Here is a 24,135-nt window from a genome sequence, read left to right as displayed (position 1 = left end):
TGTGCCGTCTCACGGTCGTGTCGTCTCCCGCCACATCACCGCGTCACGAGCGACGACAGCACCCGTCCCTCGACCTTGCGGAGGTGTTCGCCCACGGTGCCCGCCGAGAGGCCGACCTCATTCGCGATATCCTCGTGGGTCGCGCGGCGGGGGACCTCGTAGTAGCCCTTCTCGACAGCGGCCTCCAGCACCTCACGCTGGCGTGCGGTGAGGGTGCCGTACAGCTTGTCGGCCTCGGGGTGGTAGTCGCCGATGCCCTCGAGCGAGACGGTGACGCCGTCGGGCACGTCGTCGACGGCGCGCTGGATGGTGGCGTCGTCCCCGACGATGGTGACCCGGAGGCCGCCGCCGCGGGTACACTCCAGCGGCGTCTGGAGCACCACCTCGTTGTCCTGGATGATCTCCATCAGCTGCAGCGAGGTCTCGTCGGGCTCGATGTGGAGGTAGATGAGCCCCTCGCCCTCCCCCGACCCGTCGACCGCGATGACGGAGTCACACCCACGGAGTTCCTGGACGGCCTCGTCGATGTTCCCCCGCAGGGCGTACAGCATCACGATGGTCCCGTCGTTGAGGAGGTTCACCTGATGGACCACGTCCCGCTCGACCGCCGGCGACGCGACGAGCGCCGAATCCGCGGGGTTCAGCCCCCCCTCGCGCGGCGTGATGACGACGGTCGCGTAGCGCATACCCGGGTTCTGGATGGCAGGTGACTTTACCCCTTTCACTGCAGGCCGCGCTATTTTACTCCCGTACGGCTCCCACCGTCAGTAGAAGACACGGCGTGAGCGGCGCTGCACCGCCCGTCATCCGGTATCACCGTGATTCCGTCCCTGCCACGGCACCCTACTTAAGCGGCCCTCATATCGCCGGCGCCACTGACAGGGATTGACAGGCCACAGTAGGTGATGGACCATGAGCCGATACGCCGACGACAACCGCGACCTCAGGCTGGACCCCGACGGACGGGTCGGCGGCTACTTCCGCCACGCCGTCTACAACCACTGGGACCCCTACGAGGACATCGAGCAGGAACTCATCGAGCAGGACCGCCGACGGATGATCGAGGCCGACGAGGAGATCATCGACGAGGAGGGCTTCGACGACCTCCGGCAGACCATCGCCCTGTTCGGTGCGGGCGAGGAGGCCGTGACCGAGGACCTCGCGCCGCTGGCCATCGCCATGGACGACATCAACGACCAGATGTTCGTCTCCAGCCAGATCTACGAGGAGGCCAAACACACCGCCTTCTTCGACCGCTACTGGCGCGAGGTCATCAATCCGGTCGCCGAGCACCACGGCCTCGAGATCACCAATCCGACCGACGACCGGTACTTCATGCCGGCGTACAACCAGCTGTTCGACGACACCGAGGCGGCCATGCACACGCTCCTCGAGGACGACACCCCCGAGAACCGCGTTCGTGCGTTCTGTCACTACCACCTGGCCGTCGAGTCCGTCCTCGCACAGACCGGCTACTACGGCATCACCTCCTCGTTCTCGGACGGCGGCGGCGACATCACGCTCGACGACGTGCCCGAGTTCCCCGAGCTGGAGGGGCTCGTCAAGGGCGTCGGCTACATCCGGAGCGACGAGGGTCGCCACGTCGGCTTCGGGATGTACCACGTCCAGGAGATGCTCGCCAGCGGCGCGGTCGACGAACAGGTCGTCCAGGACGTCCTGCAGGAGCAGATGCCCAACATCGCCGGTATCGTCTCCTACTCGGATTCGGGCTTCATCGACCCCTCCGCGCTCGTGGAGTACGCCAGCGACAAGCTCACCCGGCGTATCGAGATCATCACGGACTCGGAGGCCGACATCCCGCCGGTCGACGAGCTCGTCAAGCTCGACGACGGCGAGGGCGGCAGTACGCCGTCGCCCGCCGCCGGCGACGACTGACCGACGCCCGGTCGACGCGTCTGTCCCTTCCTCCCGACCGTCCTCCTGCGCAGATACGTCTACTATCTGGGCGTTAACTCGATGAAACGACGAACTATCGAAAAATTCGGCATCATTCGATAGATATGTCCTCTCCGGTTCCGGGTCCTCCGCGACTGGCTCGGCGGGCGGTGTCAGTCGTCCTGCGTCTGCCGCTCGGGCAGCTGCGCCCCCCACAGCCGGACCCACTCGGCCAGCGGTCCACGTTCGCCCTCCACGTCGATGCGGACGCTGCCGTCGAACTCCCACTCGGCGCGCGGCGCGTCCTCCCCGAAGCGGAGCGGTACCGCCACGCGGAGGTCCTCCGCGGTGAGTTCGAGTCCCTCGTCGCGGGTCATCGCCTCGTCGAGCACCTCGTCGATGCTGTCCATCCAGGTCTGCGGGTACTCGGAGGCGTCCGGCGCCTCGCGGGGTCGGTCACTCATGACGGTTCCGTCCAGGGATTTGCTCGGCGAGACCATGACCGTTTCGACGGCTCCCGGGTGACGGGGACGGCGCCGACGGGGCTCAGTCCAGGCGTATCTGCTCCCACTCCACCTCGTCCGAGTTGTAGAACTCGATGGTCGGGTCCACCTCCGCGAGGATCTCGTCGGGCTCCCGGTCCAGCTCCTCCTCGAGTGCCGCTCGCTCTCCCTCGACCATCCGCTCCAGTACGCGAACCATCACGACCCGGTCCACCACCGATTTCTTCAGGTCGGAGATCTCCTCCAGCCGGGCGACTCGTCGCCCGTCGATCGAGATCTCGATGAATCCACCCTCGTCGAACGTCGTCGTCTCCTGCAGGTCGTCAGTGCCTGTCATCGTCGGGAGGGAGGGCCGGTCGTACTAATCATTACCCCCGGTACGGGCACGCCGTGCCACGGCGGAGAGCGAGGAACCCCCGGCGCCCCAGGGCGGGCAGTGGTGGCCGCCTCCCTAGTCGGAGGCGTGTCGGTCGGCCCGTGACGGCGGCGGTACCTGTTCGGGCTCGCTCCGACGGTTGCGGGTACCCGGCTCGTCGCGGAGGTCCGCCGGTTCGCCGGGCAGGTCGTCCGGGTCCGGACGGACCTGCGCGCCGCGGTACTGCTCGGGCGTGTTCGCCAGCGGATGTGCGGGGTTCTCTCGCGAGTTGATGCGCGCGGCCCGTAGCTCCGCGAACCGTGCGACCCGGGCGCGGATCCCCCGCCAGTGGTGGCGTGCCGCCCGTGGCACGCGATAGGGGTGTGGCGGTCGGTCACCCATCGAGGCCAGCGTCGCCCGGTTGACGTTGGCCGCGAGGTCGTCGTGGTCGACGAGGACGCCGACGCGTGCGTCGGACTCGGCGTGCTCGGCGAGCACGTCCAGCCCGAGATGTAGCGCCCGGTACTCGGCGACGTTGTTGTCCGGGACCCGGTCGGGGACCGCCAGTCGCGCGACGGTACGGCCGTCACGGGTCTCGATGAGGACGCCCAGCCCCCCCTCGCCGGATTGGCGGAACGAGCCATCGGCTGCGAGGTAGTAGTCGCGATGATGGGTGCGCGGTGGATGCGCGATGTGGGGGGTCGGGGAGTCGTCGAACAGGTTCCGCAGGGCCGGCCGACTGTACGCGGCCATGAGTACGCTACAGTGACGCGACGACTTAAATCCACGGGGTGATTGGCAACGTTTCGCGCGAGCGCGTCGGACAACCGTCGAACGGCTGTCGCCTTCACAGTTCTCTGGAGTGTTCGATAGCTCTCTATCTCTCGTCCCCGAGTGCGTCGAGGACCGTCGGGAGCCGCTCGACGAGTTCGGCCCGCTCGACGGTCGCAGCGGCCGCCGGATGCGGGTCGGGTCCGTCGTCGTACAGCACCTGCACCGGCCGGAGGCCGGCTGCGGCCGCGCCCGCGATGTCGGGCGCCGGGGCGTCACCGACGTAGGCGGTCGCCTCGGGCGGGGCGTCGAGGGCCTCGCACAGCGCCTCGAACGCCCGCTCGTCAGGTTTCGGCGCCGGCAGCGACCCCGTGACGACGACGGCGTCGAACAGGTCCGCCCAGCCCACGTGGTCGAGCTTCCGCTCCTGGGTCTCGACGGGGCCGTCCGTGAGGAGACCGACGCCGTACTGCTCGCGCAGCCCGCGGACGAGGTCGGCCGCGCCCGGGAGCGGCCCGGTCGCCGCCGTCACGAGGTCGTCGTAGGCGCCGGCCAGGGCCGCGGGATCGACGCTCGTGTCGTAGGTGGCCAGCAGCGCCGCGAAGACGGCCTCCCGGTCGGCGCCACCCTGCCGGTCGCGGTGGGCCCGGAGGTAGTCCTCGCGGGCGAGTCGCGGCGCGCTGACCCGGTCGCAGGCCGCGTGGAGCAGGGTCTCGCGGTCCCGGTCGGCCACCAGCAACGTCCCGTCGAGGTCGAACCCCACCGCCTGTAGCACGATTGTCTGTACGTGGCTGGACGGTTTGAGGGTTGCCGTCGAACGCAACCGCCTTGCCGCCCCCCGCCGAGCGCCCGCACATGAGCTTCCGCGAGGACCTCCGGGCCCGTATCGAGGCGACCGGCAGCGTCGTCTCGGTCGGCCTCGACCCCGACCCCGACCGGCTCCCCGACGCCGTGGCCGACCACGACCTGCCGCGCTGGGCGTTCAACCGCCGCATCATCGACGCCACGCACGAGCACGCGGCCTGCTACAAGCCCAACGCCGCGTTCTACGAGGACGCCGACGGCTGGCGCGCGCTCCAGGAGACGGTCGCCTACGCCCACGGGAAGGGCGTCCCGGTCCTGCTCGACGCGAAACGGGGGGACATCGGCAACACCGCGCGCCAGTACGCGACGGCGCTCGACCCCGAGGGGCTCGACGCCGACGCCATCACCGTCAACCCGTACCTCGGCCGGGACTCGCTGGAGCCGTTCCTCAGCCGGGACGCCGGCGTGGTCGTCCTCGCCCGCACCTCGAACGCGGGCGGCGCCGACTTCCAGAACCTCGAGGTCGGCAACGACAAGCACCTCTACGAGTACGTCGCCCAGCGCTGTGCCGAGTGGGACCGCGAGTCGGCCGCCGACGTGTTCCTCGTCGTCGGCGCCACGACGCCCGACGAACTGGAGGCCGTCCGCGAACTCGTCCCGGACCTCCCCTTCCTCGTCCCCGGGGTCGGCGCACAGGGTGGCGACGCCGAGGCCGCCGTCGAGTACGGGCTGGCCGACGGGGTCGGCCTCGTCAACTCCTCGCGGGGTATCATCTTCGCCGGCGAGGACGCACGGGACCCGGACAACTACTTCTCTGCGGCGGGCGACGCGGCCCGGCGGCTGAAGCGGCGGCTCGACGAGTTCAGGTGAACTTTTGCGCCCGGCGTCGTGAACGACCCACGACACCCCGGTCCGCTCTCGGCCGCCGCCGAGGCGGGCGTCCCTCCACCGATGACACCGCATCAGCCCTCCGACATCGTCGTCGCACTGCTCGCCGCCACACTGATCACCGCGGTCCTCGCTCCGCCCGCCGTGGCTGCGACGGACGCTCCCGACACACGGCCGGCGGCCCTGGCTCAGTCCGACGCTTGCGAGTTCCGGGACGACAGCGGCCACCTCGGGTATCTCTCGGCCGAGTACGACTACGCCGCCGGCCTCGCGAACGATACGGCCGACGACTGGACCGGCGGGACGGTGCTCCGCATCGGCACGAACGGTGAGTGCTCGCTGGCGGTCACGAACGGGTCCGCGACACTGACCGCCACGCGGATCGACGGCCGGACGGGCGTGCTCCGGGCGACGGTCGATGTTGGCGATGGCGGTGCCATCCGTGCCGTCGCGGACAACGACTCGGCCGCCTCGGTAGCCCTCGAGAACGTCGGCCGCGAGAACGGCGCCGCGGTCGCGGTCGTGGTCCGGCGGGCGAACGGGACGACCGTCCGGACGAACCTGACCGCGCCCTCCGGCCGCTTCGTCGACCTGGCGATGCGCTGGGAGCACGGGACCGTCCACGTCGCGGTCCGGGAGCCCGAGGAGCGGACGGTGACGGGGGCGTGGGACGCCACGGTCGCGACGGGCGCGCCGAACGCCAGCTGGACGGTGGAGCTGCGGTCCCGGGCCTACCTCGACGAGGTCGCCGTCGGGACCCGCGCGGTGACCCCCACGTCGACCGGGGGCGCCGTGGGACCGGAGCCCGGCGACGGGGCCGACGCGGACGACGACATCTTCGGCCCGACGCCACCCGGCGACGGCCGCGACGGCCCCTCCGATCAGGGGTCGGGTTCGGGCGGGCTCGTGCTGGGTCCGGTCGTCGCGCTCGCCGGCGCCGGCATCTACAGGTTCGCCTACGGACTCGCGAAGTTCGACGAACAGACGGACGCCATCGGGAGCAAGACCCGGTGGTCGGAGGTCGAACCCGCCGACTGGAACGTCGCGCTCACGAAGGGGTTCGGCGCACTCGTCGCGCTCGCCGGGGTGGGCTGGTTCCTCTCGGCGGTCGCGTCGCTGCTCTAGAACCGGTACGTGTCCACCCCGTCCGGGCCGCGCCCGTCGCGGTCCGGGCGGCCACCGCCCTCCCAGTCGCCGTCGACCTCCGCGTAGCATTCCACGCAGAGCCCGGTCCCCTCCTCGAGATGTCGCTCGCAGACGAGACGGCCACACCGGTCACAGCCGTCGACCACCTCGCGCTGTTCGCATATCTGACAGAGTCCGGAGACGCTCATGCCGGCGGCTAGCTCCCCGAGACGCTTCAACGCTCGCCCGCCGGCCGCGGTGCGCGGGGACGGCTAGCCCCGCTGGACACCTTCGGGGTCCGTCGTCGTCGCCGCACCGTCGTTGAACCGGTAGAGCCACCCGAGCGAGGCGGCGATGAGCGCGCCGACACCGCCAGCACCGGCCGCGCCCTGTGTCGTCAGTTCGCTCACGGGCCCGTCGCCGACGAGGACGACGCCGCGCATCCCGCGGTCCCCGTACTTCGAGCAGGTGTACTTCGAGAGCCCGTCACTCCCGAACTCCACCGCGTACGCGTACCCCGAGGAGGCGAGTGTCTCCGATGCCAGCCCCAGGTCCGGGTCCTGCACGTCGTACTCCTTCGGCCCGACCCACTCCCAGACGACGGTCGTCCCGGGCGAGACGTGGACGGCGGCGGGTTCGAAGGCGAACGGACCGCCGTTGCCCTCGGCACCGACCTCCACGGTCACCTCGTCCTGTCCCCGGGCGTCGACCACGTCGTCGTAGTTGTCCGTCTCGGCGAGCCAGCCGTCGAAGGTCCGGGCGGGCGGGCCCTCGCTGTCGTCACCACCGCCGTCGCCGCTACCACCGCTCCCGGCGGCCGCGGGGGTCGGCGTCGCTTTCGCGACCGTGACGGGCTGGCCGCCGGCGACGACGGCGCCGCGCATCCCCATCGCCTTGTGGGGGGCGCAGTAGTACTTCGTCACGCCCGCCGACTCCGGGGTCCACTCGAAGCTGTGGCCCTCCTCCTGGGTGAGCTTCGACTCGAAGGCGCCGTCGGTGGCGACGACGTTGTGCGCGCCGCCCTTGCCGTTCCACTCCCAGCGCACGGTCGCGCCGGGATCGACCCGGACGGCCGCGGGGCCGAAGCCCCAGTCGCCGCCGTTGGCGGCCGACCCGACCGTGACGGTGACGGTGTCCTGTCCGCGTCGGTCGACCACCTCGGTCGCGTTCGAGGTCTTCGCGAACCAGTCGGTGAGGTCGGTGCCTGGCTGTGCGGCTGCGGTGTCGACGAGGGCCGTCCCTGCCAGTGCCGCGCCCGTCGCGCCGAGCACCTGGCGTCGCGTCGGCATCGGAATCACCCCTCGTAGCCCGCGTACTTCATCAGGTCACGGAAGATGGTCGTGTTCATGGCCTCCTTGTAGACCAGCCCGGTCAGCATCCCGCCGGGGTAACTGCCCCCGTTGCGGACGTGGTCGACCTTGTGGCAGTGCATGAGGTAGATGCCGGGGTCGGCGTCCGCCTCGAACTCGATGGTGTAGCGCTCGGCGGGCGCGACGTTGAGCACGTCCTCCTCGTGGCGGGCGACCTCCGGGATGGTCGCGCCGTCCTTCTCGACCACCGTGAACCGGTGGTTGTGGGTGTGCAGGGGGTGCGCTTTGAACCCGGTGTTCACCCAGTGGACCCGGACCGTATCGCCCTGCTCGACGATCATCGGCGAGCCGTCCTCCGGGTGGAGCGTGCGCGGGGCACATTTCCCGTTGACCGTGAACACGTCCGGCCGGCGGTTCGTGATGTCGTAGCTGGCGTCGCCCCCCGCGTACTGGCGGGAGAGCCGGCTGTCCCACTCGCGGACGGTCATGAAGTACTCCTTGTCAGCGGGCTCGTACCCCTTCGGATCGACCCGGAGGATGCCGTACATCCCCATCTCCATGTGCCACGGGGTCTGGTAGTGGCAGTGGTAGATGTGGGTCCCGGGCGTGTTGGCGGGGATCTCGTAGGTGTGGGACTCTCCGGGCGCGACCGTGATGCCCGTCGTCGTCGGGACCCCGTCGTCCTTCCATGAGGTCTGTGAGCCGTGGAAGTGGATGGTGTGGGGCATCGACATCGTGTTCTCCAGGGTCACCTCGATGGTGGCGCCCTCCGTGGCCCGGAGGACCGGCCCCGGAACGCTGGCAGGGCCGTCGTCGGCCTGCCAGGCCCACACCTGCGGCAGCCGGACCGGCCCGCCCATGGTCTTCCCGGGGTGGGCATCGTGGGTCGCGGCCACCGCCTTCAGCGTCACCTCGTTGCCCCGCTCGTCCAGGTCGACGACCTCCGGCGGGTCCGTCGCCGGCAGGTCCGACCCGAGCTGCTGTCGCGTGCTCCCTGCATCGACCTCCTGCACGTCCGGGCTGCTCATCGCCGTACAGCCCGCAGCGGCCGTCGCTCCAACGGTTCCCGTGGCAGCGAGGAACTCTCGTCGTCCGATACCGTCACCCGGCGCACCGATGGTCGGCGTCATCACATCCGGTCCTGCGGGGGCCATGATAATAGCGGCCGCAGACGGTTCCCAGGCGTTGAGGACGGCTTTCGTCTGTTCTCAGCCGGTGGGAACGTCGCTGAACATCTTCGGCCGACCGCTCATGCCCCCGAGACGACTCGAAACGTTGACCCGGGCGCCGCCCGGAGTCGCGCCGTGCGCTACCGGAACGCGACGCTGTTCCTCGCCCTCGCCGCGGCCTGGGGAGCGGCGTTCATGGCCATCAAGGCCGGGCTCACGCCCGACCTGTTCGGCCCCGCCCCCGTCCTGTTCGCCGCCGTCCGCTACGACATCGCCGGCGTCATCATGCTCGGCTACGCCGCCTACGCGACGGACCACCCCCGTCCCGTCGGCGCCCGCGAGTGGGCCGCCGTCGCCGTCGGCGCCGTCTTCCTCATCGCCGGCTATCACGCCTTCCTGTTCGTCGGCGAGACCGACCCCGCCGTCACGAGCGCCGGCGCCGCCGTCATCGTCTCGCTCTCCCCGGTCATGACGACGTTCTTCGCCAGAGCGTTCCTCCCCGAGGAACGCCTGACCGCCGTCGGCGTCGCCGGCCTCCTGCTCGGGCTCGTCGGCGTCGTCCTCCTCGCGCGTCCCGACCCCGGGAACCTGCTCGCGGGCGGCGTCGTGGCGAAGGGACTCGTCTTCGGCGCGGTGCTGTGCTTCTCCTTCGGCTCGGTCATCACGCGCTGGCTCGACGCCGGTATCCCCATCGAGACGATGGAGGCCTACGCGATGGTCGGCGGCGCGCTGTTGATGCACGCCGTCAGCCTCGCCATCGGCGAGTCGCCCGCGGTCGCGGTGGACGCACTGACGGGGCCCGAGGCCCTCGCCGGCCTCGCGGCGATGGGCTACCTCTCGCTGGTCGCGAGCGCCGCCGGCTTCCTCGTCTACTTCGACCTGCTCGACCGGCTCGGCCCCATCGAGATCAACCTCGTCTCCTACGTCGCCCCGGTGTTCGCCGCCGTTACGGGGTTCCTCTTCCTCGGGGAGGTGGTCGATCTCCTCACGGCCGTCGGCTTCCTCGTCATCCTCGTGGGCTTCCTGCTGCTGAAGCGCCGGGAGCTCCGGCGCGAGCTACCCGTCCTGCGCCGGGCCATCGCCGGCGCCCGCGACGGGGACTGACACGGGCGCCGGAGCCGACACCGCACCGTACGACAGCACACTCATACGCCCGGCCCGCCTCCGGCCCGACGTGTCGACCGAGTCCGACGAGAGCCTGCTCGCGGCCGTCCGGCGGAGTCCCCGGGCCCGCCGGCTCGCCGTCGTCGCCGTCGTGCTGGGCCTCCTCGTGGGCTTCCTGCTCGCGGTCGGCCCGCGGCGTGTCCTCGCGGACCTCGCGGGTGCCGACCCCCGGTGGCTCGCGGCGGGCGCGGGCGCGACGCTGCTCGCGCTCGCGTGCTGGAGCGAGGCCCAGCGCGCCCTCTTCCGCGCGGCGGGCGCGCCCGTTCCCCCCGGCCGCTTCCTGCTCGCCTACCTCGCGGGCAACTTCGCGAAGCTGACGCTCCCGGGCGGCCGGCTCGGCGGCCCCGCCGTGATGGCGTACGCGCTCGGCCGGGAGACCCCTCTCCCGTACGAGCGCGACCTCGCGGCCGCGACGGCCGGCAAACTGGTCGGGTTCCCCGCAGCCGTGGTCGCCGCGACCGCCGCCCTCCTCACCGTGGCGACGCCCGGCGTCGCCGCGGAGGCCCGACTCCTCCTGCCGGTGCTCACGCTCGCGGTCGCGGCCGTGCTGGGGGTCGGCGCCGTCGTCGCGGTCCGGCCGCGTCCCGCCCGACGGCTCGCCCACGCGCTCGCGGGCGCCGGCCGGACGACGCTCGGTCGGCTCTCGGACCGCGTCGCGGCCACGCTCGCGCCCGACCGCGTGGACCGCGCGCTCGCGGGCGTCGGTGAGACGTTCCGGGAGATGGGCCGGGACCGTCCGGTGCTGGCGCTGGCGTTCGCGCTCACGACGGCGGGCTGGGGTGCCGCCGCGCTCGCGCTCTCGGCGACGCTGGTCGCGCTCGACCACGCGGCGGTCCCGGCGCTCGCGCTCCTGGCGGTGCCGCTGTCGAGCCTCGGCAACGCCGTCCCCCTGCCCGCGGGCGCGGGCGGCGTCGACCTCGCGCTCGGCACGGTGCTGGTCGCGGCGCTCGGCCTGGACGTGGCCGCGGCGGGCGCCGTGATACTGGCCTATCGGCTCGTCTCGGACGGGTTCATCGTCGCGCTCGGCGGGCTGGTGACGCTCGGACGGACGCTGGTGCGCTGAGGGAGCGGTGGTGGCGCCGGCTCAGATGCCGAGGAAGCTGAACACGCCCAGCGCCAGCGCCGCGAGGCCGAGCTCGAACGAGAGCGTCCCGAGCGCCGACAGCGCCACGAAGTGGTGGTCCTCCATCTCCGCGAAGCCGGCCGGGACGGTGAGCATCCCCCGTGTGAACAGCAGCGAGTTCGAGACGGGGACGACGTACGGGCCCCAGCGGTCGAACCAGCCGTCGAACCGCGCCAGACGCTCCTCGCTCACCCGGAACCACGGCCGGTCGAGCAGCCGCTCGCGGCCGCCGCGTTTCGCCAGCAGGAACAGGAGGTACTGGCCGACGGTCGCGCCGACCACCGCGATGCCGACGATGACGGCGATGTCCCGCGTCGACTGCCCGATGACCAGCAGCGCGACCGGGACGAGGCTCTCGCTGGGGGCGAAGTAGAGCAACATCGCGCCCTCCAGCACGAACAGCGCGAACATCGCCGGCATCCAGTAGCGCTCGTTCGCGAGCAGTTGCCGGGCGAACTCGGCGTCGCGAGAGAGGAACAGGTAGATGCCGGCCAGTGCGATGGTCCCGAACAGGACGAACACGCCGTAGTCGAGTACCCACCGCCGGGCGGCGACCGACCGGCCGGCCTCGTCCGTTGCCATCTGTGTGGTCGATAGGGGGCCGTTCGGCGAGTAAAGGTCTTCCGACCCGGCTACGGCGGCCCTGCCGGTTAGCGGCTGCATAGGGAAGACGACGGGGCGCTATCGGCGTGGGGGCCCGCCCCTCGCGGGAGCGCCCGGCAGGTAGCCGTCACGCTCAGCATCCCTCGCCCCCTACGCCGGACCGATGCCCGAGGCCCCCGCCGGCCCGTTCCTGCTCGACGCCATGCTGGGCAAGCTCGCCACGTACCTCCGGATGTGCGGCCACGACGCGGCGTACGCGCTCGACGAGCACCGGGACACCGAGGCCGACGACGAACTGCTCGCGGCGGCCCGCGCCGAGGGCCGGACCCTCCTCACGCGCGATGTCCAGCTGGCCGCGCAGGCCGGAGCGCACGGGTTCCTGCTGGAGTCACGCGACGTGGCCGACCAGCTCCGGGAGCTGCACGACGCCGGCCTCGCGCTCACGCTCGACGACCGGCCCGCGCGCTGTGGGGCCTGTAACGGCCCTGTCGAACGCCTCCCGGCCGGTGCCGAACGCGCGCCCCATGCCCCCGACGACGGCCCCGTCTGGGAATGCGAGCGGTGTGGCCAGCAGTTCTGGAAGGGAAGCCACTGGGACCGGGTGGCCGAGACGCTCGCCGAGATACGCCAGGATAACGGCTCGTAGGTGGAGATAACGCTATCGGCTGCCGGATAGCTCCAGAACTCTGCTAATTATCGGTGAATTCGGCCGTTACTGGTTGTTCGGGTTCCACTCCTCGCAGGCGTCCATGTCGTCCATGACCTCGCTGTGGAGGCCGCAGTAGGGCTGCATGCCCTGGTCCGTGCGGACGTAGCGGAAGTGCGAGCAGTTGCCGCAGTAGAGGTCCTGGTTGGGGTGCGGGTCGGCATCGACGCCCGAGGAGAACACCTCGGCGTCCTCGGTGGTCGTCCCGCCGTCGCTGGTGGCGCCAGCGGCATCCGTGCGGCCGGCGTGACGCTGGTTCCGGCCCGAGCCCGAACGGGCCCGCTCGGTGAGAGACTCCGCCCCGTCGCTGCTGGAGGACATGACCTCGGCCCCGCCGTCGGCGGTCGAGGCCGAGGCCGTCCCCGAGCGGGTGGAACCGGCGGTCTGGGTCTCGACGTTCCCGTCGGGCGTACTGCCCATCAGCCCGATGCCGCCGAGCTTCTGTGCGAGGCTCTGGTTCGACACCTCGACGACGCGGGTCTCGCCGCCCTCCGTGACCCGCAACTCGACTGTGCCGCCGGGGTCGTTGCGGGTCTTGAAGCTCGCGACGGCGCTGAACAGGGCCCACAGCGTCGTCATCATGCCGACGAAGTAGACCGCGACGACCGGGAACGCGTTGTCGAACCAGGCCTGGGGGTAGACCCGGGTGAACAGGACGACACCGAACAGGGCCACCGCGCTACCGAGGACGGCGGCGGCGTTGACGCGACGGGTCGTCTGTGGGAGGACGACCACGACGCCGAGGAACGTGGCCGGCAGGCCGACGCCGGCGGCGATGCCCGCGATCTCGCGGGCGCCGAACGTATCCAGGCCGAGCAGCTCGGCGACACCCGTCGAGGTGCCGACGACGATGCCGCCGACGGTGAGGGCCGCCCCGACGAGGAACAGACCCACGCCGAGGTAGAGCCGCCGCAGGTCGGGCCCCCCGGCCCCGCCCTCGTACACGTCCGTGAGGCTAGCCATACCGGGGCCTGCGGACTCCACCCACAAAACTCCGCGTCAGACGCTCGAATGACACGTTTCAGCGGGTATCGCCGCCGAAGGTGTCCGCCCCCTGGGGACGGCTCGGCGCTCTCGGGGGAGACGGCGGGGAACTCGAACGGGTCCACCATCCACGTACTCCCCACTCGGTTCGCCCCCCACTCAATCCGTCACCGGGTCATCCGTCTCACGGTGGATCCGGACCGTCGATATCCGGGTCCCCTCGACGCCCGTCACCTCGACGACGTAGCCGGCGACCTCGATGCGGTCGCCGCGTTCCGGGGCACGGTTGAGCCGTTCGAGCACCAGTCCACCGATGGTCTCGACCTCCTCGCTCGTGAAGTCCCCGTCGAGCGTGTCGTTGACCTTCGACAACGGGACGCCGCCGTCGATGTCGTGCCCCCCATCGTCACGCTGGCGGATCGAGGGTTCGTGCTCGTCCAGATCGAACTCGTCTCGCAGGTCGCCGACGAGCGCCTCGACCACGTCCTCGACGGTCGCGATTCCCTCGAACGCCCCCCACTCGTCGATGACCGCGGCCATCTGCTGCTGGTCCTCCCTGAACTGCCGCAGGAGGTCGCTCAGTGCCATCGTCTCGGGGGCGATGATGATATCGCGGGCGATATCGCCGACCGACTCGGTCTCCCCGTCCTCCACCTCGGCTCGGAGCACGTCCTTGACGTCGACGAACCCGACCACCTGGTCGGCATCGTCGGCATCGAGAACCGGATAGCGCGTATGCCCGGTCTCGAGGATGACGGACTGGAGGTCCGAGAGCGAGGCGTCCGCCGGAACGCTCACCACGTCCGGTCGCGGGACCATGACCTCCCGAACCACGGTGTCGTCGAGGTCGAAGACCCGCTCGATCATCGTCACCTCCGCAACGTCGATGTCCCCTTCCTCGCCGGACCGCGTCAGCACTCGAAGGAGTTCCCGTTCGCCGAGCGTCTCGTCCGTCTCGGAGGCGGGTGGCACGCCGAGTGCTCGCGTGAACGCGTTGGCCGCCCCGTTGAAGACGACGATGCCCGGGTAGAGGATGTAGTAGAAGAACTTCATCGGCGGGGCGAGGAACAGCGAGAGCCGCTCGGTCTGGGCGATGGCGAGCGTCTTCGGCGCGAGCTCACCGAAGACGACGTGGAGGAACGTGATGAGACTGAACCCGATGGCGAAGGCGACGAGATGGATGAGGTTCGTGGGGAGGAGCGGCGCCAGCACGGGCTCGAGGAGCGACGCGACGGCGGGTTCGCCGACCCACCCCAGCCCGAGCGAGGCGATGGTGATGCCGAGTTGCGTCGTCGCGAGATAGTCGTCGAGGTTCACCATCACCTCCTGGAGCGTCCCCGCGCCGGGGCGCTCCTCCGAAACGAGCTGTTCGACCGATGTCCCGCGTATCCGTACGAAGGCGAACTCCGCGGCGACGAAGAAGCCGTTGAGCACCACGAGTACCAGCGCGACGACGACCTGCGCCAGCGAGAGCGCGACGTTCACCATCGGAGGAGCTGGGAGCTACGGCTGCTCGATAGTCCTGTGTCCATATCCCCCCGTCTCGCCCCATCGGTAAATAACTGGCAAGGTTCCGGGACGCCGTCCCGTCGTCGAGGTGATCCGGAGCGTCGAGGGCTTCCCAACGGGACCGCACGCCCCCGAACGACACCCTTTCCACCGGGACTCCCCTCGCTCGGATATGGACGAGGCCGCCGCAGAGACGCTGGTTGAGTGGCGCGAGTGGGGTACCGACGCCTTCGACGCCGCCGACGCACGGACCTGGCCCGTGCTGCTGTCGGTGACGGCGCCGTGGTGCACCCACTGCCGGGCGATGGACGAGGAGACGTACGCCGAGCCACGCGTCGCCGCACACCTGAAGGACGGGTTCGTCACCGTCCGCGTGGATGCCGACCGCCACCCGCGGGTGCGCGAACGCTACAACGTCGGGGGCTTCCCCGCGACCGCCTTCCTCACGCCCGACGGCGAGGTGCTCACCGCCGCGGGTTATCTCGGGCTCGAGGGGTTCCGCGACATCCTCGATTCGGTGCGCCGGACCTGGGACGCGAAGGGGACGGGCGCGGGCTCTGTCCCCCGCGCACTGGACGACGAGCCGCCCGCGGGCGAGGTCACCTCGCAGGTCGAGGCGCACATGGTCGACCGCGTCACCGCCGGCTTCGACGAGGAGTTCGGCGGCTGGGGTGAGGGGGCGAAGTTCCCGCTCCCCCGTGCGGTCGAGTTCGCGGCCAAGCGCGAGCGCACCCGCGACCACGCCACACGCACGCTGGAGGCCATCCACGCCCACCTGCTCGACACCTACGACGGCGGCTTCTACCGCTACGCCGACAGCCGGGACTGGTCCGGCCTCCACCGCGAGAAGCTCACCGACGAGAACGCCGCGCTGGTCCGTGCGTTCGCGGCCGGCTACCTCTACACCGGCGAGGAGACGTACCGCGAGGCCGCCGAGGCCACCGTCGACTACCTCACGACTGACCTCTGGGTCGACGACGCGGGCGAGCGCGGCGCGTTCGCGGGCAGTCAGGCCGGCGGCGACTACTTCACCCTCTCGGCGAGCGCCCGCGAGGACGCCGACCCGCCCCACGTCGACGGGACCGTCTTCGCCGACCGGAACGGCCTCGTGGCCGACGCGCTCCTCCGATACCACGCCGTCACGGACCACTCCCCCGCCGCACGCTACGCCGAGCGCGCGCTCGAGACGGTGCTCGACGAACTCGTCGACGACGGCGAGGTCACGCACTTCCCGCCGGCGGCCGCGGACGACGGCGAGACGGTCGAGGCCGGCCTGCTCGTCGACCAGGCCCGCCTCCTCACCGGACTGACGACGGCGGCGCAGGTCCTCGGCGGGGACCGCTGGCTCGACGCTGCCCGCGCGGTCGCCGACGCGATGCTCGACCTGCAGGACGACACCGGCGCGTTCCGGGACGGTCCCGCCGAGGGGCCGGGCCTGCTGGACCGCCCGCTCCGCCCGCTGGACACGAACGTCGAGGCCGCCGACGGCCTGCTGGACCTCGCCGTGCTCACCGGCGAGGCCCGGTACCGGGAGGCGGCCGCCGCCGCGCTCGAAGCGTTCGCGGGCGCCGCCGGCCGGATGGGTGTCGAGGTGGCGGGCTACGCGACCGCCTGCGCCCGGCACGTGAACGACCCGCTCGTGGTCGAGACGCCGCCCGCCGGGAGCGACCTCCACCGCGCCGCGCTCCGCGTGGCCGACCACGAGAAGGTCGTGGTTCCGGGCGACCGCGAGGACGCGGTCGCACACCGCGGCGAGTCGACCTCCGAGCCCGCGAGCGAACCGGCCGAGATGGCGGCCGTCGTCGCGGAATTCGACTGACGGTGCCCGGCTCGGCGCCGGAATCGAGTAAACAACTGACGAGACGGGTAAACTTCCTCGGTGTTTATAGGTGTCGCCGTTCAGCAACGGGTATGGCGAGTCTCAGGGACCTCGGACTGTCGGAGTACGAGGCACGGGCCTATCGGTCGCTACTGAAGACGGGCCCCACGACGGCGAAGGAGCTGTCACGGGTGAGCGACGTGCCGATGGGGCGCATCTACGACGTGCTCAACAGCATCGAGCAGTACAACCTCGTCCGGTCCCAGTCCGCGAGCCGGCCGAAGAAGTACGTCGCCGTCGAGCCCGAGACGGCGCTGGACCGGCTGCTGGAGGACAAGAAGCGCGAGCTCGAGGAGAAGGCCACCCAGTACGAGTCCATCGTCGACGAGCTGGAGGGGGAGCTGGAGACCGCGGAGCCGGTCGAGGAGCGGTTCTGGACGGCCGCGGTCGGCGCCGACGAGGCCGCCGACCTCCTGCTCGAACGTATCGCGGCCGCCGACTCGCGCATCGTCATCGTCCTCTCGACGTACACGGAGCGCTACTTCGACATCCGCGAGGTCGGCAACGCGCTGCTCGACGGCCTGCAGGAGGCGCTGGAACGTGGCGTGGATGTGGACTTCCTCATGAAGCCCGCGCTGGTCCCGACGCTCCCGCCGGAGTTCGGCGACCGCTACCGCGAGACCCTCTCCGAGTACGACGGCTTCGAGGTCCGTACCGTCGAGGACGTCTCCGGCACGTTCACGCTCGTCGACCGGAACGAGGTCGTCATCGAGGTGCCACACCCGCTCCAGTCCGAGGAGGTGTTCGCGATGCTGAACCTGAAGGACCGCGAGTTCGCCGGTAGCGTCCGCGAGGAGTTCCACCCGCGCTGGGAGGCCGCCGAGGAACTGGTGCTGTAGCGGGCCTCCGGCTGGCTCGGGGCGGCTCCGGGAGTTATATCCCGGGCCCTCTCAATGCCGACCCGGGTACAACATGGTGTCGCTGACCGTGCTGACCGTGGCCGGAATCGTCGTGGCCGTGTTCGTGGGGTTCAACATCGGCGGGTCCTCGACGGGGGTGGCGTTCGGCCCGGCGGTCGGGTCCCGGCTGGTCCGGAAGGGGACCGCGGCGGCGCTGTTCCTCGTGTTCGCCTTCCTGGGTGCGTGGACGGTCGGCCGGAACGTCATCGCGACGATGAGCAGCAGCATCGTGCCGGCGATGCAGTTCACCCCCCTCACGAGCGTCGTCGTCCTCTTCTTCACGGGCCTGTCGCTGTTCATCTCGAACCTCTACGGCGTCCCGGCGTCGACCTCGATGACCGCCGTCGGTGCCATCGTCGGGCTGGGCCTGGCCACGGACTCGCTCAACCAGGCGCTCATGTTCGTCATCGTCTCGGCGTGGATCGTCGCACCGCTGCTGAGCTTCACCGTCGGCGTCGTCGTCGGTCGCTACGTCTACCCGTATCTCGACCGCTACGTCGCGTTCACGAAGTTCGACCTCCATCTCGTCCAGTTCGACCGCTCCGGGCGGGTGCCACGCCCCCGGTTCAACCGGAACGCCTCCCCCCGTGACGTGGTCGGGTCGCTCTCCGTGGTCGTCATCGGCTGTTACATGGCGTTCTCGGCAGGCGCGTCGAACGCGGCCAACGCCGTCGCGCCCCTCGTCGGCGCACAGGGGCCCCTCACCGTCGACCAGGGCGTCCTGCTCGCGGTGTTCGCCTTCGGGCTGGGCGGGTTCACCATCGCCCGGCGCACACTGGCGACGGTCGGCGACGACATCACGGAACTGCCTATCCTGGCCTCGCTCATCGTCTCCGTGGTCGGGGGCACGGTCATCACGGTGCTCTCCCAGTTCGGCATCCCGGCGAGCCTGGCGGTGAGCACCACCTCGACCATCATCGGGCTGGGGTGGGGCCGGGCGAGCCGGGCGGCGACCCTGGCCGAGCTGGCGACCCCGACGCCCGAGCGCCCGGACATGGAGGTCTCGACGGGGGCGCTGGTCACCTCGCGTGTCGAGGAGGCCCCCACCGGCCCGACCATCGGCGACATCGCACGCCACGAGGAGCCGGCGGAGCCGCCCGAGGAGGTGCCGGACGTGCCGGAGGTCGGCGCGGAGGGGCCCGCGGACCTCGACGAACGGAGCCTGTTCGACGCCGGGGCGGCCAAACGCATCGCCTCGATGTGGGTGCTGACACCCGCGCTCGCGGTCACGGCCTCGTATCCCGTGTTCCTGCTGATCCTGTGAGCGGACCGTTCGGCTAGCCGTTACACCCAAACCATTCGCGGTCCAATCCTAGATATCGGCGAGATGTGTCGCCCATGACCACACCCGACGCCGAGTCCTTCCCAGCACCGAGACCGTGGTATCGGTCGCGAACCGCCGAGACAGTGCTGGGTGTCGGGCTCTGCCTGGCCATCGCGGCGATGTACGCCGTCCTGCGGTACACGGAGGTCCCGTGGTTCGTCAACCGCACGGCGGCGCTGATACTGTTCATCTCCATCCTCGGGATGGTCATCGTCTCCGGGCGCGTCGTGACCCGGACCTTCGGCCGACGGCGGAACTACTAGCTCGGCATCCCCCGGACCGAGCCACCGCGAAAAAGTTCGGACTCGTGCTAGTCGTCCGTCGTCGGCGAGTGCTCCGGGTCGGGTTCCTCGGGCGCGCCCGACCGCGAGGTCGTCACGTACACCGATTCGGTGTCGAAGACGAACTCGTCGAGGAAGGCGACGACGTAGACGATGCTCTGGAAGAAGAAGTAGAACCAGAGCGTGAACGCTGCCAGGTACTCCGCAGGGTGGTGCGAGTAGCCCTCGCGCCAGTCCCGCGCGAAGATGAGATACGAGCAGACGACCGGTCCCAGGCCGATGGCGGCCCAGAGGTAGTCGTCGTAGGGGAGCCAGGTCGAGGCATCGAGGACGAACCGGTCGAGGATGAACAGGGGCGCCACGAGGACGAGGAGGACCGGGAGGAGCGCGTAGCCGAAGGTGTAGGCGGCGTCGGCGCGCTGGCGGAGGTTCAGCGTCCCGTTACGCGAGAGCGGCAGGAGATGTCGGACCGCGACCTGCATCCAGCCGCGGGCCCAGCGCGAGCGCTGGCTCCACCAGCCCGACAGGGTGGCGGGGTTCTCCTCGAACGTGAGGATGTAGGGGTCGACCTGGAGGCGCTTGCCGTGGGCGTGGATGCGTGCCGACATGTCGATGTCCTCGACGAGGACGTCCTCGTCGAACATGCCGAGTTCGTCGAACATCTCGGCCCGGAAGAACGCCTGGCCGCCGCCGAAGATGGTGAAGCCGCCGAACACCTGCCGGCCGAACAGGTCGGCCAGCTCGGCGATGTGGCGCTCGACGGTGGCGTGGAGCGCGAGCAGCGAGTCGGTCGGGTTCCGGCCGAAGCAGCGACCCTTCACGCACCAGATGTCGTCGTCGCTCTCGAACCACCGGACCGCACGCGTGACGGCGTCGGGCGCGAACTCGTGGTCGGCGTCGATGGAAGCGATGAGGTCACCGGTGGCGTACTGGAGCGCGTAGTTGGTCGCCTTGGCCTTGCCGCCGCCGGGCTCGTCCCGCTCGACGGCCTTGACGGCGTCGTGCTCGGCGCCGTAGCGCTCGGCGATCTCGCCGGTGCGGTCGGTCGAGTCGGCCTCGTAGCAGACGACGATCTCCAGGCACTCGCGCGGGTAGTCGAGCGCCAGCGCGGCCTCGATGGTGTCCGCGAGGACCGGCTCCTCGTTGTACGCCGGGATGACGACGCTCACGAGCGGCAGGTCGTCGGGTAGCCCGCCCGGCGGCTCGGTCCGTGCGAACGCGAGCAGCGAACTCAGGTAGGTTCGTCCCACCAGTCCCAGCAGCAACACCAGCAGGACCGTCCGGAGGGTCCGCTCGTAGGCGACGGAGACCAGCGCCGGGAGGGTGAGGGCGCCGACCAGCAGGGCCGTCGTCACCCCATATATGAGGGCCTTGCGGAGGGAGACGCCGGCCGCATCCGCCGTCTTGACTTTCATTGGGGTTGTTATCCCGGTGCCTGCCCATAGTGGTTTTCATACGTCGCCGCGAGCAGTTGCACGAACAGGGACATCGTATTCGTCCGCCTGGAGCCTTCCGACCCGGCTCGAGACCGTTCCGGGCCGTTGATACGCCCCGACCGTCTCGTCCCCGTCGAGATGGGCCGCTCCGCGCTCCCTCGTGCCCTCCAGCGGCGACTCGCGCAGCGGTGGCGCCGGACCGCTGCCGTCGTCCGTGCGCATCCGCGCCACGCCCTCGCGGTGACGCTGGTCACGGTCGTCGGCGTCGCCCTGCGGCTGTACGGACTCGGGACCGAGAGCCTCTGGGTCGACGAGGCCATCACCGCCGCCCTGCTCCGGCGGTTCGGCACGCTGGAACTCGTCACGGCGATCCCCCGGGAACAGCCACACCTCCCCACGTACTACGTCCTGCTGGACCTCTGGGCCGGGGTCGTCGGCCGCGGTGACGCCGCGCTCCGTACGTTCTCCGCCGTCTTCGGCGTCGCCGCGCTCCCGTTCGTCTACGGGCTCGGCCGCCGGCTGTTCGACCGCCGCGTCGGCCTGCTGGCGCTCGCCGTGACCGCGTGCTCGCGCTTCCAGCTCTACTACGCACAGGAGGTCCGGATGTACGCGATGCTGACCGCGCTGACGGTGGCCTCGTACTACTGCCTGCTCAGGCGCGAGGAGCTACGATGGGCGGCCGGCTACGTCGTCACGGCGGTCGGCGCGGCCTACGTCCATCCGTTCGGTGGCCTCGGGGTGCTGGGTGGCCTCGCTTACCTCGCGCTCGCCGCTCGCCTCGACAGCCGCGGCCTCGACACGGACGGCTGGCCGGGCGTGGCCGGCGACCGCCGGGCGCCCGCCGTCGTCGCGCTCTCGCTCGTCCCGCTCGTCGTCGCGGCGGCCCGCGAGTTCGCCAAGGGCGTCCCGTTGAGCTACCTCTCGCGCCCCGGGCTGGATGAGGTCGCGCGCTCGCTGCTCGCCTTCTTCGGCGCGTGGCCCACGCCCGGCGTCGGTGTCGCGGTCGGTGGCCTGCTCGCGCTCCTCGGCGTCGCCGCACTCGTCCCCGCCGCCGCGGCCGCCACGGGGCGCCGGCGCGTCACGCGGGGGACGGGTTCGACCCTCCTCCTCGCGTGCTGGGCCGCCGTCCCGGTCGTCGTCCTCGTGGCCGTCTCCTACCTCATCACGCCGGTGTTCTGGTATCGCTACGCGCTCCCGGCCGCGCCGGCCTGCTACCTGCTCGTCGCCCGCGGCGGCGTCGGGCTGGCGGACCGTGTGGCGGCGTGGCTGGATGCGCGGCGGGCGACCAGTACGGGGTCGCCGGCGGCGGCCGATGGGGGTGGACGCGGCAGGGACGGTCGGCGCGACCGCCTCGCACTGGCACTCCGGGTCGCGCTCGCGGCCCTGCTGGTCCTCGCGCTGGTCCCGTCGGTCGCGGCGTACCACACGACCGACGGGAAGGACCAGTGGGAGGAGGCCGTCGGGACCGTCGAGTCGCGCGCCGACCCGGGCGACCTCGTGCTGGTCGACGGCTGTCTCACGATGGTCGCCTACGACCGCTACCGGGACCGCGAGGACCTCGCGGTCAGGGGCGTCATCGACGTGCAGTCGGCGATGGGGGTGTCCCCGACCCCGCCCGATGTCATCCGGCGGGCGGTCCACAATCGCTCGACGGTCTGGACGGTCCTGGCACACATCTCCGACCGCGAGGAGCGCCGGCTCCGCGGCATCGTCCGGGAGACCCACCGTCCGGCGCGGAACCGGTCGTACGTCTCCATCGAGGTGACGCGCTACGAGCGCCGAACGGCCGCCGAGCGAACGGCCGCGAACGGCTCGATCCCGTCGCGGTCGGCGTTCGACTGCCGGAACCACCTCCTGTGACGCGCCCGGCGCCGCCCGTGGTGCCCGGGCATTCGCCGGGACTAATGGCTCGCCCCGCCTCGGGTCGGCCGATGCGCGACGTGCTGCTGATCACCGTCGACTCGCTCCGGGCGGACACGGTCGGGTTCATGGCCGACCGGGCACCTGCCACGCCGGCGCTCGACCACCTCGCTGCCCATCCGGCGACGACGGTCGCGGCCCGCGCGTTCTCCGTCGGGAGCTACACGAAGATGGCGTTCCCGGGTATCCTGACGGGGACCAGTCCGCGGGCGTACGCCGGCGAGGAGTCGCTCGCCGGGCGGCCGCACGTCGCCGAACTGTTCGCCGACGCCGGCTACCGGACCGGCGCCTTCCACTCGGCGGGCTACCTCTCGCTCGGCACCGGCTACGAGCGCGGCTTCGACCACTTCGACGACGGCATCCACGACCCCGCGGCGGTCGTCGGACGCCACGGCGCGGGCGATGCTGGCGACGGGTCGGCCGACGGCGGGGACACGACCGCCCCCGACGCGGCCGAAACGGCCGACGGCCCCGTCGCCCGGCTCAAGCGACTCGCCCGGCGGCTGCCCGACGACTCGGTGCCGGCCCGCACCCTCCGGCGTGGCTACGGCGAGGCCCGCTGGCTCTCGATGTGGGCCGGGAGCGAGCCGTACACCTCGGCTGCCGACCTGACCGACCGTGCGCTGGACTGGCTCGGCCGCGCCGACGGCCCGCGCTTCGCGTGGTGTCACTACATGGACCCGCACGTCCCCTACCTCCCGCGCGAGGGGACCGTCTCCGAGGGCCTCTCCCGCCGGCGTGCGGTCCGGCTGATGCGCCGTTCGGAGGGGAACGACCCCGACGCCATGAGCGCCGCAGACATGCGTGACTTCCGGCGCCTCTACCACGGCGAGACGGAGTACCTCGACCGCCACCTCGGGCGCCTGTTCGACGGCTTCGACGCGCTGGACGACCCGCTCGCCGTCCTGTTCTCCGACCACGGCGACGCCTTCGGCGAGCACGGGCTGCTCCGGCACGGCGGTCCGCCGCTGGGCTCGCTCGTCCACGTCCCCTGTCTCGTCCACGACCGGGGGAACGAGGAGCCCCGTGACCGCATCGAGACGGCCGTCTCGGCGGTCGACCTCGTCCCGACGCTGCTCGACGGGGCCGGCGTGGCGGGCGACGACCGGCTCGTCGGCCGCTCCGTCCGTGACCTCCCGACCGACGGCGACCGGTCGGTGTTCGCCTACCGCGGCAACCCGGAGGCGACGCCGTACCACGTCACCGCCATCGACGGCGACCGGCAGGTCGTCCGGCGGCTGTTCGCTCCTGACGGGAGCCGTGACGGGACGGAGACGACCTACCGGCTCGGGACGAGTACCGCCGAGGCGGTCGACGAGGCGGCACCCGAGCTCTCGGCCGCCATCGACGACCACCTGGCCGACCTCGCCGCGACGACCGAGAGGACGACGGCGACCGACGACGCCGAGCGGCACGAGCCCGCCGCGGCCGTGCAGGAACGGCTGGCGCGGCTCGGCTACCGGGACCGCGACCTCTGAGCCCGGTG

The 24,135-nt window shown here is 71.2% G+C and carries 24 protein-coding genes; 12 read left to right on the top strand and 12 right to left on the bottom strand.

Annotation, left to right across the window (positions count from 1 at the left end; genetic code table 11):
* Positions 1–35 precede the first annotated feature (35 nt).
* The gene (locus NL114_RS06515) at positions 36–686 is read right to left on the bottom strand and encodes a helix-turn-helix domain-containing protein (RefSeq protein WP_254823983.1); all 651 of its coding nucleotides are present in this window, start codon (positions 684–686) and stop codon (positions 36–38) included.
* A 226-nt stretch (positions 687–912) separates the two neighbouring features.
* On the opposite strand from NL114_RS06515, the gene NL114_RS06510 reads away from it, so the two are divergent.
* Positions 913–1,896, top strand: a complete 984-nt coding sequence (locus tag NL114_RS06510; RefSeq protein ID WP_254823982.1) for a ferritin family protein — start codon at positions 913–915, stop codon at positions 1,894–1,896.
* Positions 1,897–2,069: 173 nt separating this feature from the next.
* Here NL114_RS06510 and NL114_RS06505 read toward each other — a convergent pair whose 3' ends face one another.
* The 4 genes from NL114_RS06505 to NL114_RS06490 form a co-directional block, all read right to left on the bottom strand.
* Complete coding sequence (locus tag NL114_RS06505; RefSeq protein ID WP_254823981.1) at positions 2,070–2,360, bottom strand: hypothetical protein; 291 nt, start codon at positions 2,358–2,360, stop codon at positions 2,070–2,072.
* An 82-nt stretch (positions 2,361–2,442) separates the two neighbouring features.
* Positions 2,443–2,736, bottom strand: coding sequence for a hypothetical protein (locus NL114_RS06500; protein ID WP_254823980.1), 294 nt, complete (start codon positions 2,734–2,736; stop codon positions 2,443–2,445).
* A 114-nt stretch (positions 2,737–2,850) separates the two neighbouring features.
* Positions 2,851–3,507 carry a ribonuclease H family protein gene (locus NL114_RS06495; protein WP_254823979.1) on the bottom strand — a complete coding sequence of 219 codons (657 nt, stop codon included), beginning with the start codon at positions 3,505–3,507 and terminating at the stop codon, positions 2,851–2,853.
* Between the two features lie 124 nt (positions 3,508–3,631).
* Complete coding sequence (locus NL114_RS06490; RefSeq protein ID WP_350355402.1) at positions 3,632–4,300, bottom strand: HAD family hydrolase; 669 nt, start codon at positions 4,298–4,300, stop codon at positions 3,632–3,634.
* An 80-nt stretch (positions 4,301–4,380) separates the two neighbouring features.
* Here NL114_RS06490 and pyrF point away from each other — a divergent pair, with 80 nt between their 5' ends.
* Together pyrF and NL114_RS06480 are read left to right on the top strand one after the other, a co-directional pair.
* A complete protein-coding gene (gene pyrF / locus NL114_RS06485) occupies positions 4,381–5,199 on the top strand; it encodes an orotidine-5'-phosphate decarboxylase (RefSeq protein WP_254823978.1) in 819 nt (272 codons plus the stop codon).
* Between the two features lie 18 nt (positions 5,200–5,217).
* Positions 5,218–6,342: a hypothetical protein gene (locus tag NL114_RS06480; protein ID WP_254823977.1), complete on the top strand. Its 1,125-nt coding sequence runs from the start codon at positions 5,218–5,220 to the stop codon at positions 6,340–6,342.
* On the opposite strand, the gene NL114_RS06475 is transcribed toward NL114_RS06480, so the two are convergent.
* From NL114_RS06475 to NL114_RS06465, 3 genes are all read right to left on the bottom strand, one after another.
* Positions 6,339–6,551 carry a hypothetical protein gene (locus NL114_RS06475; RefSeq protein WP_254823976.1) on the bottom strand — a complete coding sequence of 71 codons (213 nt, stop codon included), beginning with the start codon at positions 6,549–6,551 and terminating at the stop codon, positions 6,339–6,341. The two genes, NL114_RS06480 and NL114_RS06475, sit on opposite strands and share 4 nt — an antisense overlap.
* A gap of 63 nt (positions 6,552–6,614) precedes the next feature.
* A complete protein-coding gene (locus tag NL114_RS06470) occupies positions 6,615–7,631 on the bottom strand; it encodes a halocyanin domain-containing protein (RefSeq protein ID WP_254823975.1) in 1,017 nt (338 codons plus the stop codon).
* Between the two features lie 5 nt (positions 7,632–7,636).
* A complete protein-coding gene (locus tag NL114_RS06465) occupies positions 7,637–8,782 on the bottom strand; it encodes a multicopper oxidase domain-containing protein (protein ID WP_254823974.1) in 1,146 nt (381 codons plus the stop codon).
* 174 nt (positions 8,783–8,956) lie between these two features.
* On the opposite strand from NL114_RS06465, the gene NL114_RS06460 reads away from it, so the two are divergent.
* Both NL114_RS06460 and NL114_RS06455 read left to right on the top strand, forming a co-directional pair.
* A complete protein-coding gene (locus NL114_RS06460) occupies positions 8,957–9,925 on the top strand; it encodes a DMT family transporter (protein ID WP_254823973.1) in 969 nt (322 codons plus the stop codon).
* A gap of 70 nt (positions 9,926–9,995) precedes the next feature.
* The gene (locus NL114_RS06455; RefSeq protein WP_254823972.1) at positions 9,996–11,048 is read left to right on the top strand and encodes a lysylphosphatidylglycerol synthase transmembrane domain-containing protein; all 1,053 of its coding nucleotides are present in this window, start codon (positions 9,996–9,998) and stop codon (positions 11,046–11,048) included.
* A gap of 21 nt (positions 11,049–11,069) precedes the next feature.
* On the opposite strand, the gene NL114_RS06450 is transcribed toward NL114_RS06455, so the two are convergent.
* A complete protein-coding gene (locus NL114_RS06450; RefSeq protein ID WP_254823971.1) occupies positions 11,070–11,690 on the bottom strand; it encodes a DedA family protein in 621 nt (206 codons plus the stop codon).
* A 184-nt stretch (positions 11,691–11,874) separates the two neighbouring features.
* Here NL114_RS06450 and NL114_RS06445 point away from each other — a divergent pair, with 184 nt between their 5' ends.
* Complete coding sequence (locus NL114_RS06445) at positions 11,875–12,357, top strand: Mut7-C RNAse domain-containing protein (protein ID WP_254823970.1); 483 nt, start codon at positions 11,875–11,877, stop codon at positions 12,355–12,357.
* A gap of 66 nt (positions 12,358–12,423) precedes the next feature.
* Here NL114_RS06445 and NL114_RS21605 read toward each other — a convergent pair whose 3' ends face one another.
* On the bottom strand, positions 12,424–13,380 hold the full coding sequence (locus NL114_RS21605) for a cell division protein CdpA domain-containing protein (RefSeq protein ID WP_286671101.1): 957 nt from the start codon (positions 13,378–13,380) through the stop codon (positions 12,424–12,426).
* A 180-nt stretch (positions 13,381–13,560) separates the two neighbouring features.
* A complete protein-coding gene (locus tag NL114_RS06435; RefSeq protein ID WP_254823969.1) occupies positions 13,561–14,889 on the bottom strand; it encodes a hemolysin family protein in 1,329 nt (442 codons plus the stop codon).
* Positions 14,890–15,082: 193 nt separating this feature from the next.
* Here NL114_RS06435 and NL114_RS06430 point away from each other — a divergent pair, with 193 nt between their 5' ends.
* From NL114_RS06430 to NL114_RS06415, 4 genes are all read left to right on the top strand, one after another.
* Positions 15,083–16,729: a DUF255 domain-containing protein gene (locus tag NL114_RS06430; protein WP_254823968.1), complete on the top strand. Its 1,647-nt coding sequence runs from the start codon at positions 15,083–15,085 to the stop codon at positions 16,727–16,729.
* A 92-nt stretch (positions 16,730–16,821) separates the two neighbouring features.
* Complete coding sequence (locus NL114_RS06425) at positions 16,822–17,628, top strand: TrmB family transcriptional regulator (RefSeq protein ID WP_254823967.1); 807 nt, start codon at positions 16,822–16,824, stop codon at positions 17,626–17,628.
* 73 nt (positions 17,629–17,701) lie between these two features.
* Positions 17,702–18,952, top strand: a complete 1,251-nt coding sequence (locus NL114_RS06420) for an inorganic phosphate transporter (protein WP_254823966.1) — start codon at positions 17,702–17,704, stop codon at positions 18,950–18,952.
* A gap of 74 nt (positions 18,953–19,026) precedes the next feature.
* Positions 19,027–19,275: a hypothetical protein gene (locus NL114_RS06415; protein WP_254823965.1), complete on the top strand. Its 249-nt coding sequence runs from the start codon at positions 19,027–19,029 to the stop codon at positions 19,273–19,275.
* A 47-nt stretch (positions 19,276–19,322) separates the two neighbouring features.
* Here the strand turns inward: NL114_RS06415 and NL114_RS06410 are convergent, their stop codons facing one another.
* On the bottom strand, positions 19,323–20,708 hold the full coding sequence (locus NL114_RS06410; RefSeq protein WP_254823964.1) for a glycosyltransferase family 2 protein: 1,386 nt from the start codon (positions 20,706–20,708) through the stop codon (positions 19,323–19,325).
* Between the two features lie 126 nt (positions 20,709–20,834).
* Here NL114_RS06410 and NL114_RS06405 point away from each other — a divergent pair, with 126 nt between their 5' ends.
* Together NL114_RS06405 and NL114_RS06400 are read left to right on the top strand one after the other, a co-directional pair.
* Positions 20,835–22,589: a glycosyltransferase family 39 protein gene (locus NL114_RS06405; RefSeq protein ID WP_254823963.1), complete on the top strand. Its 1,755-nt coding sequence runs from the start codon at positions 20,835–20,837 to the stop codon at positions 22,587–22,589.
* Positions 22,590–22,660: 71 nt separating this feature from the next.
* Positions 22,661–24,127: a sulfatase gene (locus NL114_RS06400; RefSeq protein WP_254823962.1), complete on the top strand. Its 1,467-nt coding sequence runs from the start codon at positions 22,661–22,663 to the stop codon at positions 24,125–24,127.
* Positions 24,128–24,135 lie beyond the last annotated feature (8 nt).

Source organism: Haloglomus halophilum (assembly GCF_024298885.1).
GTDB classification, from domain to species: domain Archaea; phylum Halobacteriota; class Halobacteria; order Halobacteriales; family Haloarculaceae; genus Haloglomus; species Haloglomus halophilum.
This window is presented reverse-complemented; position numbering and strand designations above follow the sequence as displayed.